We start from the raw sequence: 15,590 nt of genomic DNA on the forward strand, positions 1-15,590 counted from the left end.
CCCAGTTACCAGAGATAATGAGAAAGGTAACTTCCCTCTCGCGGGGGAAGTTACCTTTCTTTTTTTTTGCCTTACGGAAATTGGAGCTAACTATGTCAATCGAATCTCTCAATGCGTTCTCAATGGATTTTTTCTCCCTGAAAGGTAAAACGGCAATTGTTACCGGTGGGAATAGCGGGTTAGGCCAGGCATTTGCGATGGCACTGGCAAAAGCAGGTGCAAATATCTTTATTCCAAGCTTCGTCAAAGATAATGGCGAAACGAAGGAAATTATTGAAAAACAGGGCGTTGAAGTTGATTTTATGCAGGTGGATATCACCGCAGAAGGCGCGCCACAGAAGATCATCGCCGCCTGTTGTGAGCGTTTTGGCACCGTCGATATTCTGGTCAATAACGCAGGTATTTGTAAGCTGAATAAGGTGCTGGACTTCGGTCGTGCTGACTGGGACCCGATGATTGATGTGAACCTGACAGCCGCTTTTGAGCTGAGTTACGAAGCGGCAAAAATTATGATCCCGCAAAAAAGCGGTAAAATCATTAATATCTGTTCATTGTTTTCTTACCTGGGCGGGCAATGGTCTCCAGCATATTCTGCCACTAAACACGCCCTTGCCGGATTCACCAAAGCTTATTGTGATGAACTAGGTCAATATAATATTCAGGTAAATGGTATTGCCCCTGGCTATTATGCAACAGATATTACGCTGGCGACACGCAGTAATCCAGAAACTAATCAGCGTGTTCTTGACCATATTCCGGCAAACCGTTGGGGTGATACTCAGGATTTAATGGGGGCAGCAATATTCCTCGCAAGTCCGGCTTCAAACTATGTTAATGGTCATTTGCTGGTTGTTGATGGCGGTTATTTAGTGCGCTAATCCATAACGGTGGTTTCTGTTTTTTTATTAATGACTATTCCATTTTTATTATCAGGAAGGAATTATTATGTCTTTATCTCGCGCAGCGATTGTCGACCAGCTAAAGGAAATTGTTGGTGCAGATCGCGTTATTACCGATGAAACTGTATTAAAGAAAAATAGCATTGACCGTTTTCGTAAATTTCCGGATATTCATGGTATTTATACTTTGCCTATTCCGGCAGCGGTCGTAAAACTCGGTTCCACAGAACAAGTATCCCGTGTGCTGAATTTTATGAATGCGCACAAAATTAACGGTGTGCCGCGTACCGGCGCTTCCGCCACCGAAGGTGGACTGGAAACCGTAGTGGAAAACTCGGTGGTGCTCGATGGCTCCGCCATGAATCAAATCATTAATATTGATATTGAGAATATGCAGGCGACGGCGCAATGTGGCGTTCCGCTGGAAGTGCTGGAAAACGCGTTGCGTGAAAAAGGCTACACCACGGGGCATTCTCCGCAGTCAAAACCGCTGGCACAGATGGGCGGCCTGGTGGCGACTCGCAGTATCGGACAGTTCTCCACACTCTACGGCGCTATTGAGGATATGGTCGTTGGTCTGGAAGCGGTACTGGCAGATGGCACCGTGACACGCATTAAAAACGTGCCACGCCGCGCGGCTGGCCCGGACATTCGTCACATCATCATCGGCAACGAAGGCGCATTGTTCTATATCACTGAAGTGACAGTGAAAATCTTCAAATTCACGCCAGAAAACAACCTCTTCTACGGCTATATCCTGGAAGACATGAAAACCGGCTTCGACATCCTGCGCGAAATCATGGTGGAAGGGTATCGCCCGTCGATTGCTCGTTTGTATGACGCTGAAGATGGTACGCAGCACTTCACGCATTTTGCCGACGGAAAATGTGTGCTGATCTTTATGGCTGAAGGCAATCCGCGCATCGCACAGGCCACAGGCGAAGGGATTGCGGAAATCGTTGCCCGCTACCCGCAATGCCGGAGCGTGGACAGCAAGCTGATCGAAACCTGGTTTAATCACCTGAACTGGGGACCGGATAAAGTGGCTGCCGAACGTGTGCAGATCCTCAAAACTGGCAACATGGGCTTTACCACCGAAGTGTCCGGCTGCTGGAGCTGCATTCACGAAATTTACGAAAGCGTCATCAACCGTATTCGTACCGAGTTCCCACACGCCGACGACATCACCATGCTGGGCGGTCACTCCTCTCACAGCTACCAGAACGGCACCAACATGTACTTCGTTTACGACTACAACGTTGTTGACTGTAAGCCGGAAGAGGAAATCGACAAGTACCATAATCCGCTCAACAAAATTATCTGCGAAGAAACCATTCGCCTCGGTGGTTCGATGGTGCACCACCACGGTATCGGTAAACATCGCGTTCACTGGAGCAAACTGGAACACGGCAGCGCGTGGGCATTGCTGGAAGGACTGAAAAAGCAGTTCGATCCTAACGGCATTATGAATACGGGTACTATCTATCCGATTGAAAAATAATATTCCAGGCAGCGTCCCGCGATGACGGGTCGTTGCCTTTTCGGCTTCTCAACCGGGAAGCCGTTCTTATTACCGGACAATGAAGGGGTAAAGATGAACACTTCACCGGTGCGAATGGATGATTTACCACTTAACCGTTTTCACTGTCGAATTGCTGCGCTCACTTTCGGCGCGCACCTGACCGACGGTTATGTTCTTGGCGTCATTGGTTACGCCATCATTCAGCTTACGCCTGTCATGCAACTGACGCCGTTTATGGCGGGAATGATCGGCGGCTCGGCGCTGCTTGGCCTGTTTATCGGCAGCCTGGTTCTGGGCTGGATCTCCGACCATATTGGCCGGCAAAAAATCTTCACTTTCAGCTTCTTGCTGATTACGCTCGCTTCGTTTTTACAATATTTTGCCACTACGCCAGAGCATCTTATTGGGCTGCGCATTTTGATCGGCATTGGTCTGGGAGGCGACTATTCAGTAGGCCACACGTTGCTGGCAGAATTTTCCCCGCGCCGCCATCGCGGTATTTTGCTGGGGGCGTTCAGCGTGGTATGGACGGTGGGCTACGTGCTGGCAAGTCTTGCCGGACATCACTTTATTAGCGAAAGCCCGGAAGCCTGGCGCTGGCTGCTGGCTTCTGCGGCGTTGCCAGCCTTGCTGATTACGCTTTTACGCTGGGGAACGCCGGAATCGCCGCGCTGGTTGCTGCGTCAGGGACGTTTTGCAGAAGCTCACGCTATCGTACATCGCTATTTTGGTTCCCATGTTTTACTGGGCGATGAAGTCGCAACGGCGACCCATAAACACATCAGAACTTTGTTCTCTTCGCGCTACTGGCGACGCACGGTGTTTAACAGCGTGTTCTTTGTCTGCCTCGTGATCCCGTGGTTTGTGATTTACACCTGGCTGCCGACTATCGCCCAGACTATTGGTCTGGAAGATGCGCTGACTGCCAGCTTGATGCTCAATGCGTTGTTAATTGTTGGCGCGATATTAGGTTTATTCCTGACCCACCTGCTGGCACATCGAAAATTTTTACTTGGCAGTTTTCTGCTGCTGGCGGTCACGTTGATGGTGATGGCCTGTTTGCCTTCTGGCAGTTCGCTAACGTTGCTGCTTTTTGTCCTCTTCAGTACCACCATTTCGGCAGTCAGTAACCTGGTGGGCATTTTGCCTGCGGAAAGTTTTCCTACTGACATTCGCTCGTTGGGCGTTGGTTTTGCCACCGCCATGAGCCGACTTGGCGCGGCGGTAAGTACCGGCCTGCTGCCGTGGATTCTGGCGCAGTGGGGAATGCAGGTCACCTTATTGCTCCTGGCGGCAGTGTTATTGATTGGTTTTATCGTGACCTGGCTTTGGGCGCCAGAAACCAAAGCACTCCCGCTGGTGGCGGCGGGAAATGTTGGAGGTGCAAATGAACATTCTGTTAGCGTTTAAAGCTGAACCGGATGCCGGAATGTTAGCGGAAAAAGAGTGGCAGGCGGCGGCTCAGGGGCATAGTGGGCCGGATGTTTCGTTGCTGCGAAGTTTACTCGGCGCTGATGAACAGGCCGCTGCCGCGCTACTGTTGGCGCAGAGAAAAAGTGGCACGCCGATGACTTTAACCGCGTTGAGCATGGGCGATGAACGGGCGTTGCACTGGCTGCGCTATCTCACTGCTCTTGGGTTTGAGGAAGCTGTATTACTGGAGACGACGGCAATACTGCGTTTTGCCCCGGAATTTGTCGCTCGCCATATTGCCGAATGGCAGCGCCTGAATCCGATGGATTTGATTATTACCGGCTGCCAAAGCAGCGAAGGTCAGAACGGGCAAACGCCGTTTTTGCTGGCGGAAATACTGGCCTGGCCCTGTTTCACGCAGGTGGAGCGTTTTACTCTCGACGCGCCGTTTATCACTCTCGAACAGCGTACTGAAAACGGGCTGCGTTGTTGCCGTGTCCGCTTACCTGCGGTGATTGCCGTGCGTCAGTGTGGCGAAGTGGCCTTGCCTGTACCGGGGATGCGCCAGCGTATGGCGGCGGGGAAAGCGGAGATTACCCGCGAAACTCTTGTCGCAGAAGCGCCAGCGATACAGTGCCTGCAACTGGAAAGACCGGAGCAACGGCGCGGTGCGACGCTGGTTAATGGGCAAACAGCTAAAGAAAAAGCACAAATACTGTGGCGGGATTATTTGTGCCAGAGGATGCAGCCATGAATATCGCCATCGTGACAATCAATCAGGATCATTCCGCAATGGCAGGCTGGCTGGCAGAACAGGATTTCAGCGGTTGTACACTGACGCACTGGCGAATTGAACCTCAGCCCGTAGTGGCGGAACAAGTGCTGGATGCGCTGGTGGAACAGTGGCAGCGAACGCCTGCGGAAGTTGTTCTCTTTCCGTCGGGCGCGTTTGGCGATGAACTGGCTACCCGGCTGGCCTGGCGTTTACAGGGCGCCAGTATCTGCCAGGTAACTTTGTTAGATATTCCAACCGTAAGCGTGCGCAAATCCCACTGGGGAAATGCGCTGACGGCGACGCTGCAAACAGAAAAACGTCCGCTATGTCTTTCTCTGGCGCGCCAGGCTGGAGCAGCGAAAAACGCTATGCTGCCATCCGGTATGCAGCAACTAAACATTGTCCCCGGCGCACTTCCAGACTGGTTTGTTAGCATCGAAAACCTGAAAAATACTACCCGTGACCCATTAGTAGAAGCCAGACGGGTGCTGGTGGTGGGGCAGGGTGGCGAGGCTGATAGCCATGAAATCGCTATGCTGGCTGAAAAGCTGGGCGCCGAAGTGGGCTACAGTCGGGCGCGAGTGATGAACGGTGGTTTTGATGCGGAAAAAGTGATTGGAATTTCCGGGCATTTGCTGGCGCCAGAGATTTGCATTGTTGCCGGGGCGTCCGGCGCGGCAGCGTTAATGGCAGGCGTGCGTAATAGCCAGTTTGTGGTGGCTGTGAATCATGACGCCAGCGCGGCGGTATTTTCACAGGCAGATGTTGGCGTGGTAGATGACTGGAAAGCGGTACTGGAGGCGCTGGTGACAAATATTCGCGCAGAGTGCCAATAACGTACAGCCGGATGCGGTTCTGGGGCAGGGACTTGTAGGCCTGATAAGACGCGTTAGCGTCGCATCAGGCATCGCTTGTCGGATGCGGCGCAAACGCCTTATCCGACCTACATTGGTGGTTCCCGTAGGCCTGATAAGACGCGTTAGCGTCGCATCAGGCGCTGAATGCCGGATGTGGCCTATAAACCACACAAATTCCGTTACGATAATCCCGTTAAAGCAATTTTTTCGCTAACGTCCAGACGCTGGTATTGGTGGTCGAAAGCGCCACCACACCGGCGTCAATTGCATTGCGCGCATCTTCTTCATCGCACACCAGCCCGCCAGCAATCAGCGGTTGGCGGATTTTTTCCGTCACCCAGCCCAGCACTTTGGGCATACAGCCTGGCAGGATCTCAATACAATCCGGATTCGATTGCGCAACTTGCTTATCAATATTGTGAAACGAAATTGAATCAACAATAAACAGACGATGAATACAGAAAAAACCTTCCGCTCTTGCCGCTTTTAGCATCGATGCTTTGGTGCTGATAATTCCATCCGCCTCGGTCACCAGTTTCAGAAACTGAATGACGACCTCTTTATTTGACGCTCCTTCCAGCAAATCGACATGAATAAAGGCATATTTCCCGGCGTTTTTAATCTTTTTGACGATTTGACTGATGGTGCAGATATTGCCGTACAACACGGAAATAAACTGGCATTCAGAATCAATGGCCAGTTGCAGACTGGCATTATCTTTAACGGCAGCAATCACCGGATTCTGGCGGAGCAGGTGTAAGAGGGGCATAAATTATCCTTATTATTTATCCAAAACGGTAGGTGATGCCGAATCCGGAAGGCGGATAGCGCCACTGTTGTAGTGTTGATTCGTCGCACAGCAAACGGCAGGTGCCACACTCCAGGCAGCCGCGATAATCAACGCGCAAATCACCTTCCGGCGTGAGCGAAAAAAGACCTGCCGGGCAGGCGTTAATCAACCGTTCTGCCGTCTGGCGCTCAACGGAATCAGACGGAACAATATGCGGCGCATCAGCCGCGCGCCAGAGATTACGGGCTACAGACATCGCAGACTCCTGATAACATCGCCTGCCAGATGCCACAAGCCGTGACGACGTAAATGACGCCAGAATAACTGGCGCAGCAGTGGAACAGGTTTATCACCCTGATCCCATAAATCACGGGAAATATCCTGCATTAACGCTGGCCATTTCCGATACCAGCCAGGGCGGTGTAAAAGCGCCGGAACATGCTGATAACGTTGTAGAACATCCCACAGCAGGCTACGTTCTACGTTGTGATGATAAAGCGGAAAAAGATTTTGCGGCTCGCGGTGCTGGCAGGCGCTAATCAGCGTTTGCGCTGCTGCCTGCGCACCAGTCAGCGCCATGTCCATGCCGCGCACTGAAATTCCAGTATTGACGCAACTGCGTAATGCATCGCCCACCAGCAACCAGCCGTTACCAGCGTATTGCATCGGCATACTGTGCAGGCCACCTTCTGGCACGAGATGCGCGCCATACTCCAGCGATTCCGTGTTTTTGATAAGCGGGCGCACTGCCGGATGTGTTTTAAAACGAGCTAACAGCTCGCTTGCTGGAACACAGCTTTGTGCAAGGGAAGAGAGCGGGCAAACAATCCCAACTGAAAGCGTTTGTTGATTGGTATAAAGAAAGGCGCCGCCGGGCAAGTCATCACAGATTTCGCCGCTAAACAATAGCGCCGCACCTTCGTTATTCTCCAGATGAAAACGTTCTTCGATAATGGATCTTTCAAGCGACAGAACTTCTTTGATTCCCAACGCCATCGCTTCGCTAGCAGGGCGGGTAACTAACCCATGACGTTCTGCCAGTACGCTATTGGCACCTTCCGCCAGCACCACATAACGAGCGCGGATAATATCGTCACCACAAATAACGCCACATACTCTGCCGTTTTCTATATGTAGTGCATCCACCGTTGCGCCAGGGATGCACTCGACACCTTCTTTTTCGGCTTCGGCAACCAGCCACGGATCGAAGCGAGCGCGTAAGACACTCCAGGATTCACCGCCAGGCTGTAAGCTGGAAAATGTCGTTGCGCCATCCGGCGTTAGCAGAGAAAGGCTTTCGTGAGTGATGCGTCGCTCAAGGGGCGCGGTCAGGTTAAATTGGGGGAGGAGTTCCGCGAGTGCATGGGTATATAGCCGTCCGCCGGAAAGATTTTTGCTGCCAGGGATTTCAGCGCGTTCCAGTAACAGAACGGATAAGCCCGCTCGCGCGCAGCGTAACGCACAAGCGGTGCCCGCAATGCCGGCACCGATAATAATAATGTCGCAGTCGTCTTCCATGTCGTGCCCCATATATCCAGAGCGCAACACCCTAACATAGCGTTACTTAAGCGAAATTGACCGCCGACACACTCTTATCATTCGCCGCGATAGATGCAACCTGCGGTGCAGGTTTCTTTCACCATAACCGCACTTAACAACGGAACAACCGGTTTAACCTGATCCCAAATCCATTTTGCTAAAACCTCGCTGGTCGGGTTTTCCAGGCCAGGAATATCATTGAGATAATAGTGATCGAGGCGATCATAGGTTGGTTTAAATGCCGCTTTCAGTTCAGCGAAATCGATAATCCAGCCCGTATGCGGATCGACTTCCCCGGTAATTTCCAGGCGCACCATAAAAGAGTGCCCGTGAAGGCGACCACATTTATGCCCTTGTGGGACGTGTGGCAAGCGGTGAGCGGCTTCGAAGGTGAAATCTTTAAATAACGTGGTGGACATCATAATTTCTCTACAGGACGACAAAACGGGCGTAGAGTACCGGAAAGCCTGTTTTTTCGCATTATCTAAAATGGGTTTGTTGCGCAAAATAGCCTAATTATCTTAATGATGGTCGATATTTATTTAATTTTCATTGGGTTAATAAATCTATTTTGTTGTTAAAGACTATTGCTAAAACAGGTTAGTCGATTTGGTTATTAGTTATCGCTATCCCGTCTTTAATCCACACCGTTCGCCCCGTTAACCTTACCTTCTCTTTTGTTTTATGGGCGCAGACAGGGCGCAGAAACAGCTTTGCTTACTGGAACATAACGACGAATGACGACACAGGCCCCACCTTCCGCTTTGCTTCCGCTGAACCCGGAGCAACTGGCTCGCCTCCAGGCAGCCACTACTGATTTGACACCTACCCAGCTTGCGTGGGTATCCGGCTATTTCTGGGGAATACTTAACCAGCAGCCAGGTACACTTGCAGCTACACCTGCGCCTGGCGCAGAAATGCCGGGTATCACCATCATCTCCGCTTCGCAAACAGGTAATGCTCGCCGGGTCGCTGAAGCGTTACGTGACGACTTATTAGCGGCAAAACTGAACGTTAAGTTGGTGAACGCAGGCGACTATAAATTCAAACAAATCGCCAGTGAAAAACTGCTCATTGTGGTGACTTCAACACAAGGGGAAGGGGAACCGCCGGAAGAAGCCGTCGCGCTGCATAAGTTCCTGTTCTCCAAAAAAGCGCCGAAGCTGGAAAATACCGCTTTTGCCGTGTTTAGCCTTGGTGACACCTCTTATGAGTTTTTCTGCCAGTCCGGTAAAGATTTTGACAGCAAGCTGGCGGAACTGGGCGGTGAGCGCCTGCTCGACCGTGTTGATGCTGATGTCGAATATCAGGCAGCCGCCAGCGAATGGCGCGCCCGCGTGGTTGATGTTCTGAAGTCCCGCGCGCCTGTTGTGGCACCTTCGCAATCTGTCGCTACTGGCGCGGTAAATGAAATTCACACCAGCCCGTATAGCAAAGAAGCGCCGCTGGTGGCGAGCCTTTCGGTTAACCAGAAAATTACCGGACGCAATTCTGAAAAAGACGTTCGCCATATCGAGATCGATTTAGGTGATTCAGGCCTGCACTATCAGCCGGGCGACGCGCTGGGCGTCTGGTATCAGAACGATCCGGCACTGGTAAAAGAGATTGTTGAACTGCTGTGGTTGAAAGGCGATGAGCCTGTCACTGTTGATGGCAAAACGCTACCGCTGGCAGAAGCCTTACAGTGGCATTTTGAACTGACCGTCAACACCGCGAATATTGTTGAGAACTACGCCACTTTAACGCGCAGTGAAACGCTGCTGCCGCTGGTGGGCGATAAAGCGAAGTTGCAGCATTACGCGGCAACCACGCCAATTGTCGATATGTTGCGTTTCTCTCCGGCACAACTGGACGCTGATGCATTCATCGGTATTTTGCGCCCGTTGACGCCGCGCTTATATTCCATCGCCTCATCGCAGGCGGAAGTCGAGAGCGAAGTGCACATCACCGTCGGCGTTGTGCGTTATGACGTGGAAGGTCGCGCCCGTGCGGGTGGTGCCTCCAGCTTCCTCGCCGATCGCGTGGAAGAAGAGGGCGAAGTTCGGGTGTTTATCGAACATAACGACAACTTCCGTTTGCCTGCTAATCCGGAAACGCCGGTGATTATGATTGGCCCCGGTACGGGCATCGCGCCGTTCCGCGCCTTTATGCAGCAGCGTGCCGCCGACGAAGCGCCGGGTAAAAACTGGCTGTTCTTTGGTAATCCGCACTTTACGGAAGATTTCCTCTATCAGGTGGAATGGCAGCGTTACGTCAAAGAAGGCGTGCTGACGCGTATCGATCTCGCCTGGTCGCGCGATCAAAAAGAAAAAATTTACGTACAAGACAAACTGCGCGAACAGGGCGCAGAGCTGTGGCGCTGGATCAATGACGGTGCCCACATTTATGTCTGCGGCGACGCCAATCGCATGGCGAAAGACGTTGAACAGGCACTTCTGGAAGTGATTGCCGAATTTGGTGGCATGGACACCGAAGCGGCGGATGAATTTTTAAGTGAGCTGCGCGTTGAGCGCCGTTATCAGCGAGATGTCTACTAATGAGCGAAAAACATCCAGGGCCTTTAGTGGTCGAAGGTAAACTGGCAGACGCGGAGCGCATGAAGCTTGAGAGCAACTATCTGCGCGGCACGATTGCTGAAGATTTAAACGACGGCCTGACCGGCGGCTTTAAAGGCGACAACTTTCTGCTGATCCGTTTCCACGGTATGTATCAGCAGGATGACCGCGATATCCGCGCTGAGCGTGCCGAGCAGAAGCTGGAACCACGTCACGCGATGATGCTGCGCTGCCGTCTGCCTGGTGGAGTGATCACCACCAGACAATGGCAGGCGATTGATAAATTTGCTGAAGACAACACGATTTACGGCAGCATTCGTCTGACCAACCGCCAGACGTTCCAGTTCCACGGCATTCTGAAAAAGAACGTCAAGCCGGCACACCAGATGCTGCACTCGGTCGGGCTTGATGCGCTGGCAACCGCCAACGACATGAACCGTAACGTGCTTTGCACCTCGAACCCGTTTGAATCGCAGCTGCACGCGGAAGCGTATGAATGGGCGAAGAAAATTTCTGAGCACCTGCTGCCACGTACTCGTGCATATGCGGAGATTTGGCTCGATCAGGAGAAAGTCGCTACCACTGATGAAGAACCGATCCTCGGTCAGACCTATTTACCGCGTAAGTTTAAAACGACGGTAGTGATCCCGCCGCAGAACGACATCGATCTGCACGCCAATGACATGAACTTTGTGGCAATAGCGGAGAACGGCAAGCTGGTAGGCTTCAATCTGCTGGTGGGCGGTGGGCTGTCTATCGAACACGGTAACAAAAAAACCTACGCCCGCACCGCGAGCGAGTTTGGTTATCTGCCGCTAGAGCATACGCTGGCGGTGGCGGAAGCCGTCGTGACGACTCAGCGTGACTGGGGTAATCGAACCGATCGTAAAAATGCCAAAACCAAATACACGCTGGAACGTGTGGGTGTTGAGACGTTTAAAGCGGAAGTGGAACGTCGCGCGGGGATCAAGTTCGAACCGATCCGTCCGTATGAGTTCACTGGACGCGGCGATCGCATTGGCTGGGTTAAAGGCATTGATGATAACTGGCACCTGACGCTGTTTATCGAAAATGGTCGCATCCTTGATTATCCGGGGCGTCCGTTGAAAACCGGCTTGCTGGAGATCGCGAAGATCCACAAAGGCGATTTCCGCATTACGGCGAACCAGAATCTGATCATCGCCGGTGTGCCGGAAAGCGAGAAAGCGAAGATCGAGAAGATCGCCAAAGAGAGCGGGTTAATGAATGTCGTCACGCCGCAGCGTGAAAACTCGATGGCCTGCGTGTCATTCCCGACTTGCCCGCTGGCAATGGCGGAAGCGGAGCGTTTCCTGCCGTCTTTTATCGACAACATCGATAATTTAATGGCGAAACATGGTGTCAGCGATGAGCATATCGTGATGCGTGTAACAGGCTGCCCGAACGGTTGTGGTCGCGCGATGCTGGCGGAAGTGGGCCTGGTGGGTAAAGCGCCGGGTCGCTACAACCTGCATCTTGGCGGCAACCGCATTGGGACACGTATCCCTCGGATGTATAAAGAAAACATCACCGAGCCGGAAATCCTGGCGTCGCTTGATGAACTGATAGGGCGCTGGGCGAAAGAGCGTGAAGCGGGTGAAGGCTTCGGCGACTTTACGGTGCGTGCGGGCATCATTCGCCCGGTGCTCGATCCGGCACGCGATTTGTGGGATTAACCATCAGCGGGATATTGTAGGCCTGATAAGACGCGTGAGCGTCGCATCAGGCAAGGCAAACAGTGAGGTATCTATGTCCAGACTCGATCTAAACGCCCTGAACGAACTACCGAAGGTAGAGCGCATTCTGGCGCTGGCGGAAACTAATGCCCAACTGGAAAAACTGGACGCTGAAAGCCGCGTTGCCTGGGCGCTGGATAATCTGCCCGGTGAATATGTACTTTCTTCCAGCTTCGGTATTCAGGCGGCGGTTAGCCTGCATCTGGTGAACCTGATTCGCCCGGATATTCCGGTGATCCTCACCGATACCGGTTATCTGTTCCCGGAAACCTACCGCTTTATTGACGAGTTAACGGACAAACTCAAACTAAATCTGAAGGTCTACAGGGCAAAAGAAAGCGCCGCCTGGCAGGAAGCGCGCTACGGTAAACTGTGGGAGCAAGGTGTTGAAGGCATTGAAAAGTACAATGACATCAATAAAGTCGAACCCATGAACCGGGCGCTGAAAGAACTTAACGCGCAAACCTGGTTTGCTGGCCTGCGCCGCGAACAATCCGGCAGTCGCGCTAATTTGCCAGTGCTGGCTATCCAGCGTGGTGTATTTAAAGTCCTGCCGATTATCGACTGGGATAACCGAACTATTTATCAGTACCTGCAAAAACACGGTCTTAAATATCACCCATTATGGGACGAAGGATATTTATCGGTGGGCGATACCCATACAACCCGTAAATGGGAACCCGGCATGGCGGAAGAAGAAACGCGTTTCTTTGGCTTAAAAAGGGAATGTGGGTTACACGAAGGGTAAATATCGCCGGATAAATTAAACGCCTCTGTCAGAAATGATGGGGGCGTTTTTATTTTGCGAGCAGCATTCCGGCATTTAAACGTGAACGTCGCAGGGAGAATCAACAGGTATAGAATGGTGTCGGGTGCTTGAGGCTGTCTGGCGTTAAGCATTCGCGAGGTTCCAGATGGACAAAAGCCCCAGGCGATATTTCTATCAACCTGAGGCCAGCGTTCGAACCTAAGCAATTCGGATGTTAGTCTCTTCTTTGCAGGGAGGCAAGACATGCTGACAAAATATGCCCTTGTGGCAATCATAGTGCTGTGTTTTACAATATTGGGATTCACGCTGATGGTAGGCGACTCGTTGTGTGAGTTGAGTATCAGAGAACGTGGTATGGAGTTTAAGGCAGTTCTCGCTTACGAATCGAAGAAGTAGCCACCACGCGGGGGTAAACCCCGCGTATTGAATTGTGATGGTTTGGTCTCCTGCACCCTTTTTTTACTCTGTTTCAGGTGGCGTTGATTTCCTGCAGGCACGGGAATAATCAGTTAAAACCCATCAAGACGCCTTCGCCAGCTCTTTCACTAGCGGTAGCATTATCCGCATTACATCACGGCAGCGGCGTTCTATTCTTCCAGGAAGTGCCTTATCAATATGCTGTTGATTATCCAGTCTTACATCATGCCAGCTAGTTCCCTCAGGGAATGCGGCTGTTTTTGCGCGTTGCTGATAACCATCTTTATTTCCCAGATTCCAGTTTGTTGCTTCTACCGAAAGTACGGCAATACCGGCTTTGTCGAAAACCTCGGCGTCATTACAACACCCAGTGCCTTTCGGATAATTTTTATTCAAACCCGGATTGGTCGTTGCGGCAATTCCGTGACTACGCGCAATTGCCAGTGCCCTGTCGCGCGTTAATTTCCTTACTGCTTCAGGGGTTTTTACACCGCTGTTGAAATACAATTTATCGCCAACAATTAAGTTATCGAGATTAATCACCAGCAGCGTATTTTTCTTTTCGGTGTCACTCATCCGCTTGAGTAAATTCTCAGCGCCTAATTTCCCTTCCTCTTCGCCACTGGTCGCCACAAATCGAATACCATACTCGGTAGGCGTATTTTTCAGGCGTTCTGCCAGTTCCAGCATGACACCTAAACCTGCGGCGTTATCATCCATTCCTTGTAACGTCAGCCCGCCGAGATTGGCATCGGCGTCAGCATCGCTCTGCGGGGCGTAGGTATCCAGATGCGCCATAATAATGATCTGCTGCGGCGCTTTGCCTTCATGAGCGGCAATCACCGTACTTCCCGTCACGTTATGCCAGTTTTTGCGATTATCGCGGGCGGTATAAATATATCGGCTATTAAATGTCCGAATATCACTGCGATAACCCATTTGCTGAAACTGTTGCTGAATATAATCGGCAGATAACATTTCTGCGGGGGTTCCGGTCATGCGTCCCGGAAAGAAAGTGGCAATATGTCGTGCCTGGGTATTAGCAAAATCGCCAGGTTTAGGTGACGAGGCGTGTACGGGGAGAATAAAGCATACGCCGAGCGCCAGGGCAGCGGTACGGTGGCGCAATGCGGAAAACATAGTGAGTCCTTAAATACCATGCAAATTTTTTTACCACCATAGTATGAAACTGCCGCTGCGCTAAAACAATTTCAAATCTTCCTAAATGCCCGAAATCCGGAGCCTTAAGCACTTTTTGATATTAGCTTTGCCAAATCGTTATTCCGTTAAGGAACTACTCATTCTAATTGGTAATTTCATTCGTTCTCTTACGCTCCCTATAGTCGAAACATCTGATGGCAAGAAAATAGCGGTATTGTAAAGGAACGGTTATGGATCAAAAACGACTTACTCACCTGCGGCAACTGGAGGCGGAAAGTATCCACATTATTCGCGAGGTGGCGGCAGAATTTTCAAATCCGGTGATGCTCTACTCTATCGGTAAAGATTCCAGCGTCATGCTGCATCTGGCGCGCAAGGCGTTTTATCCAGGTACGCTGCCTTTCCCATTGCTGCATGTTGATACTGGCTGGAAATTCCGCGAGATGTATGAGTTCCGCGATCGCACAGCTAAAGCCTACGGCTGCGAACTGTTGGTACATAAAAATCCAGAAGGCGTGGCGATGGGGATTAATCCATTCGTGCACGGCAGCGCCAAACATACCGACATCATGAAAACTGAAGGCCTGAAACAGGCGCTGAACAAATACGGTTTTGATGCCGCCTTTGGTGGTGCACGCCGTGACGAAGAAAAATCCCGTGCTAAAGAGCGTATCTACTCTTTCCGTGACCGCTTTCATCGCTGGGATCCGAAAAATCAGCGTCCGGAGCTGTGGCATAACTACAACGGACAAATTAACAAAGGTGAAAGTATCCGCGTCTTTCCGCTCTCTAACTGGACTGAGCAGGATATCTGGCAATACATCTGGCTGGAAAATATCGACATTGTTCCGCTGTATCTCGCTGCTGAGCGTCCGGTTCTGGAACGTGACGGTATGTTGATGATGATTGATGACAACCGTATCGACCTGCAACCCGGCGAAGTGATTAAAAAACGGATGGTGCGTTTCCGCACGCTGGGCTGCTGGCCGCTGACCGGTGCGGTGGAGTCAAATGCGCAAACACTGCCGGAGATCATCGAAGAAATGCTGGTTTCCACCACCAGTGAACGTCAGGGCCGCGTGATTGACCGCGACCAGGCAGGATCTATGGAGCTGAAAAAACGTCAGGGGTATTTTTAA

The 15,590-nt window shown here is 51.6% G+C and carries 15 protein-coding genes; 10 read left to right on the plus strand and 5 right to left on the minus strand.

The genetic code is table 11. The features are described from left to right. The first annotated feature begins 92 nt into the window (after window positions 1-92). From LG381_RS09220 to LG381_RS09240, 5 genes are all read left to right on the plus strand, one after another. Entirely contained in the window at window positions 93-878 is a 786-nt protein-coding gene (locus LG381_RS09220) for an SDR family oxidoreductase (protein WP_000021316.1), read from the plus strand. Window positions 879-945: 67 nt separating this feature from the next. Continuing rightward, entirely contained in the window at window positions 946-2,400 is a 1,455-nt protein-coding gene (locus LG381_RS09225; protein WP_225762318.1) for an FAD-binding oxidoreductase, read from the plus strand. A 93-nt stretch (window positions 2,401-2,493) separates the two neighbouring features. Further along, the gene (locus LG381_RS09230; RefSeq protein ID WP_001098115.1) at window positions 2,494-3,831 is read left to right on the plus strand and encodes an MFS transporter; all 1,338 of its coding nucleotides are present in this window, start codon (window positions 2,494-2,496) and stop codon (window positions 3,829-3,831) included. After that, the gene (locus tag LG381_RS09235) at window positions 3,809-4,588 is read left to right on the plus strand and encodes an electron transfer flavoprotein subunit beta/FixA family protein (RefSeq protein ID WP_225762319.1); all 780 of its coding nucleotides are present in this window, start codon (window positions 3,809-3,811) and stop codon (window positions 4,586-4,588) included. Before LG381_RS09230 ends, LG381_RS09235 begins: the two co-directional genes overlap by 23 nt. Next, entirely contained in the window at window positions 4,585-5,445 is an 861-nt protein-coding gene (locus LG381_RS09240) for an electron transfer flavoprotein subunit alpha/FixB family protein (protein ID WP_225762320.1), read from the plus strand. The genes LG381_RS09235 and LG381_RS09240 overlap by 4 nt, the downstream gene beginning before the upstream one ends. Window positions 5,446-5,659: 214 nt before the next feature. Here LG381_RS09240 and LG381_RS09245 read toward each other — a convergent pair whose 3' ends face one another. The 4 genes from LG381_RS09245 to queD all read right to left on the minus strand — a co-directional run bounded on the left by LG381_RS09245 (window position 5,660) and on the right by queD (window position 8,217). Next, complete coding sequence (locus LG381_RS09245) at window positions 5,660-6,235, minus strand: glycerol-3-phosphate responsive antiterminator (RefSeq protein WP_001130277.1); 576 nt, start codon at window positions 6,233-6,235, stop codon at window positions 5,660-5,662. Between the two features lie 16 nt (window positions 6,236-6,251). Further along, complete coding sequence (locus tag LG381_RS09250) at window positions 6,252-6,512, minus strand: ferredoxin family protein (RefSeq protein ID WP_225762321.1); 261 nt, start codon at window positions 6,510-6,512, stop codon at window positions 6,252-6,254. Beyond that, on the minus strand, window positions 6,503-7,774 hold the full coding sequence (locus LG381_RS09255; RefSeq protein ID WP_225762322.1) for an FAD-dependent oxidoreductase: 1,272 nt from the start codon (window positions 7,772-7,774) through the stop codon (window positions 6,503-6,505). The genes LG381_RS09250 and LG381_RS09255 overlap by 10 nt, the downstream gene beginning before the upstream one ends. Before the next feature lie 77 nt (window positions 7,775-7,851). Then, window positions 7,852-8,217, minus strand: coding sequence for a 6-carboxytetrahydropterin synthase QueD (gene queD, locus LG381_RS09260; RefSeq protein ID WP_016159619.1), 366 nt, complete (start codon window positions 8,215-8,217; stop codon window positions 7,852-7,854). A gap of 315 nt (window positions 8,218-8,532) precedes the next feature. Between queD and cysJ the strand changes: the two genes are divergently transcribed. From cysJ to LG381_RS09280, 4 genes are all read left to right on the plus strand, one after another. Beyond that, window positions 8,533-10,332: an NADPH-dependent assimilatory sulfite reductase flavoprotein subunit gene (gene cysJ, locus LG381_RS09265; RefSeq protein ID WP_225762323.1), complete on the plus strand. Its 1,800-nt coding sequence runs from the start codon at window positions 8,533-8,535 to the stop codon at window positions 10,330-10,332. After that, entirely contained in the window at window positions 10,332-12,044 is a 1,713-nt protein-coding gene (gene cysI / locus LG381_RS09270; RefSeq protein ID WP_001290645.1) for an assimilatory sulfite reductase (NADPH) hemoprotein subunit, read from the plus strand. The genes cysJ and cysI overlap by 1 nt, the downstream gene beginning before the upstream one ends. Before the next feature lie 73 nt (window positions 12,045-12,117). Further along, window positions 12,118-12,852 (plus strand): phosphoadenosine phosphosulfate reductase, encoded by a 735-nt coding sequence (cysH, locus tag LG381_RS09275; RefSeq protein ID WP_032226081.1) that lies wholly within the window; start codon window positions 12,118-12,120, stop codon window positions 12,850-12,852. A gap of 264 nt (window positions 12,853-13,116) precedes the next feature. Further along, the gene (locus LG381_RS09280) at window positions 13,117-13,269 is read left to right on the plus strand and encodes a Hok/Gef family protein (protein WP_225762324.1); all 153 of its coding nucleotides are present in this window, start codon (window positions 13,117-13,119) and stop codon (window positions 13,267-13,269) included. Between the two features lie 123 nt (window positions 13,270-13,392). Here LG381_RS09280 and iap read toward each other — a convergent pair whose 3' ends face one another. Further along, a complete protein-coding gene (iap, locus tag LG381_RS09285) occupies window positions 13,393-14,430 on the minus strand; it encodes an alkaline phosphatase isozyme conversion aminopeptidase (protein ID WP_085461085.1) in 1,038 nt (345 codons plus the stop codon). 251 nt (window positions 14,431-14,681) lie between these two features. Between iap and cysD the strand changes: the two genes are divergently transcribed. Further along, a complete protein-coding gene (gene cysD / locus LG381_RS09290; RefSeq protein ID WP_000372392.1) occupies window positions 14,682-15,590 on the plus strand; it encodes a sulfate adenylyltransferase subunit CysD in 909 nt (302 codons plus the stop codon).

The organism is Escherichia sp. Marseille-Q3837, from assembly GCF_916618735.1.
GTDB classification, from domain to species: Bacteria; Pseudomonadota; Gammaproteobacteria; order Enterobacterales; family Enterobacteriaceae; genus Escherichia; species Escherichia ruysiae.

Bases quoted from the DNA above. Each gene is read 5' to 3' on its own strand.
- LG381_RS09220 (WP_000021316.1), top strand. From the start codon at position 93: ATGTCAATCGAATCTCTCAATGCGTTCTCAATGGATTTTTTCTCCCTG.
- iap (WP_085461085.1), bottom strand. From the start codon at position 14,430: ATGTTTTCCGCATTGCGCCACCGTACCGCTGCCCTGGCGCTCGGCGTA.
- cysD (WP_000372392.1), top strand. From the start codon at position 14,682: ATGGATCAAAAACGACTTACTCACCTGCGGCAACTGGAGGCGGAAAGT.
- LG381_RS09255 (WP_225762322.1), bottom strand. From the start codon at position 7,774: ATGGAAGACGACTGCGACATTATTATTATCGGTGCCGGCATTGCGGGC.
- LG381_RS09225 (WP_225762318.1), top strand. From the start codon at position 946: ATGTCTTTATCTCGCGCAGCGATTGTCGACCAGCTAAAGGAAATTGTT.
- LG381_RS09245 (WP_001130277.1), bottom strand. From the start codon at position 6,235: ATGCCCCTCTTACACCTGCTCCGCCAGAATCCGGTGATTGCTGCCGTT.
- LG381_RS09280 (WP_225762324.1), top strand. From the start codon at position 13,117: ATGCTGACAAAATATGCCCTTGTGGCAATCATAGTGCTGTGTTTTACA.
- LG381_RS09240 (WP_225762320.1), top strand. From the start codon at position 4,585: ATGAATATCGCCATCGTGACAATCAATCAGGATCATTCCGCAATGGCA.
- cysH (WP_032226081.1), top strand. From the start codon at position 12,118: ATGTCCAGACTCGATCTAAACGCCCTGAACGAACTACCGAAGGTAGAG.
- LG381_RS09250 (WP_225762321.1), bottom strand. From the start codon at position 6,512: ATGTCTGTAGCCCGTAATCTCTGGCGCGCGGCTGATGCGCCGCATATT.
- queD (WP_016159619.1), bottom strand. From the start codon at position 8,217: ATGATGTCCACCACGTTATTTAAAGATTTCACCTTCGAAGCCGCTCAC.
- cysJ (WP_225762323.1), top strand. From the start codon at position 8,533: ATGACGACACAGGCCCCACCTTCCGCTTTGCTTCCGCTGAACCCGGAG.
- LG381_RS09230 (WP_001098115.1), top strand. From the start codon at position 2,494: ATGAACACTTCACCGGTGCGAATGGATGATTTACCACTTAACCGTTTT.
- cysI (WP_001290645.1), top strand. From the start codon at position 10,332: ATGAGCGAAAAACATCCAGGGCCTTTAGTGGTCGAAGGTAAACTGGCA.
- LG381_RS09235 (WP_225762319.1), top strand. From the start codon at position 3,809: ATGAACATTCTGTTAGCGTTTAAAGCTGAACCGGATGCCGGAATGTTA.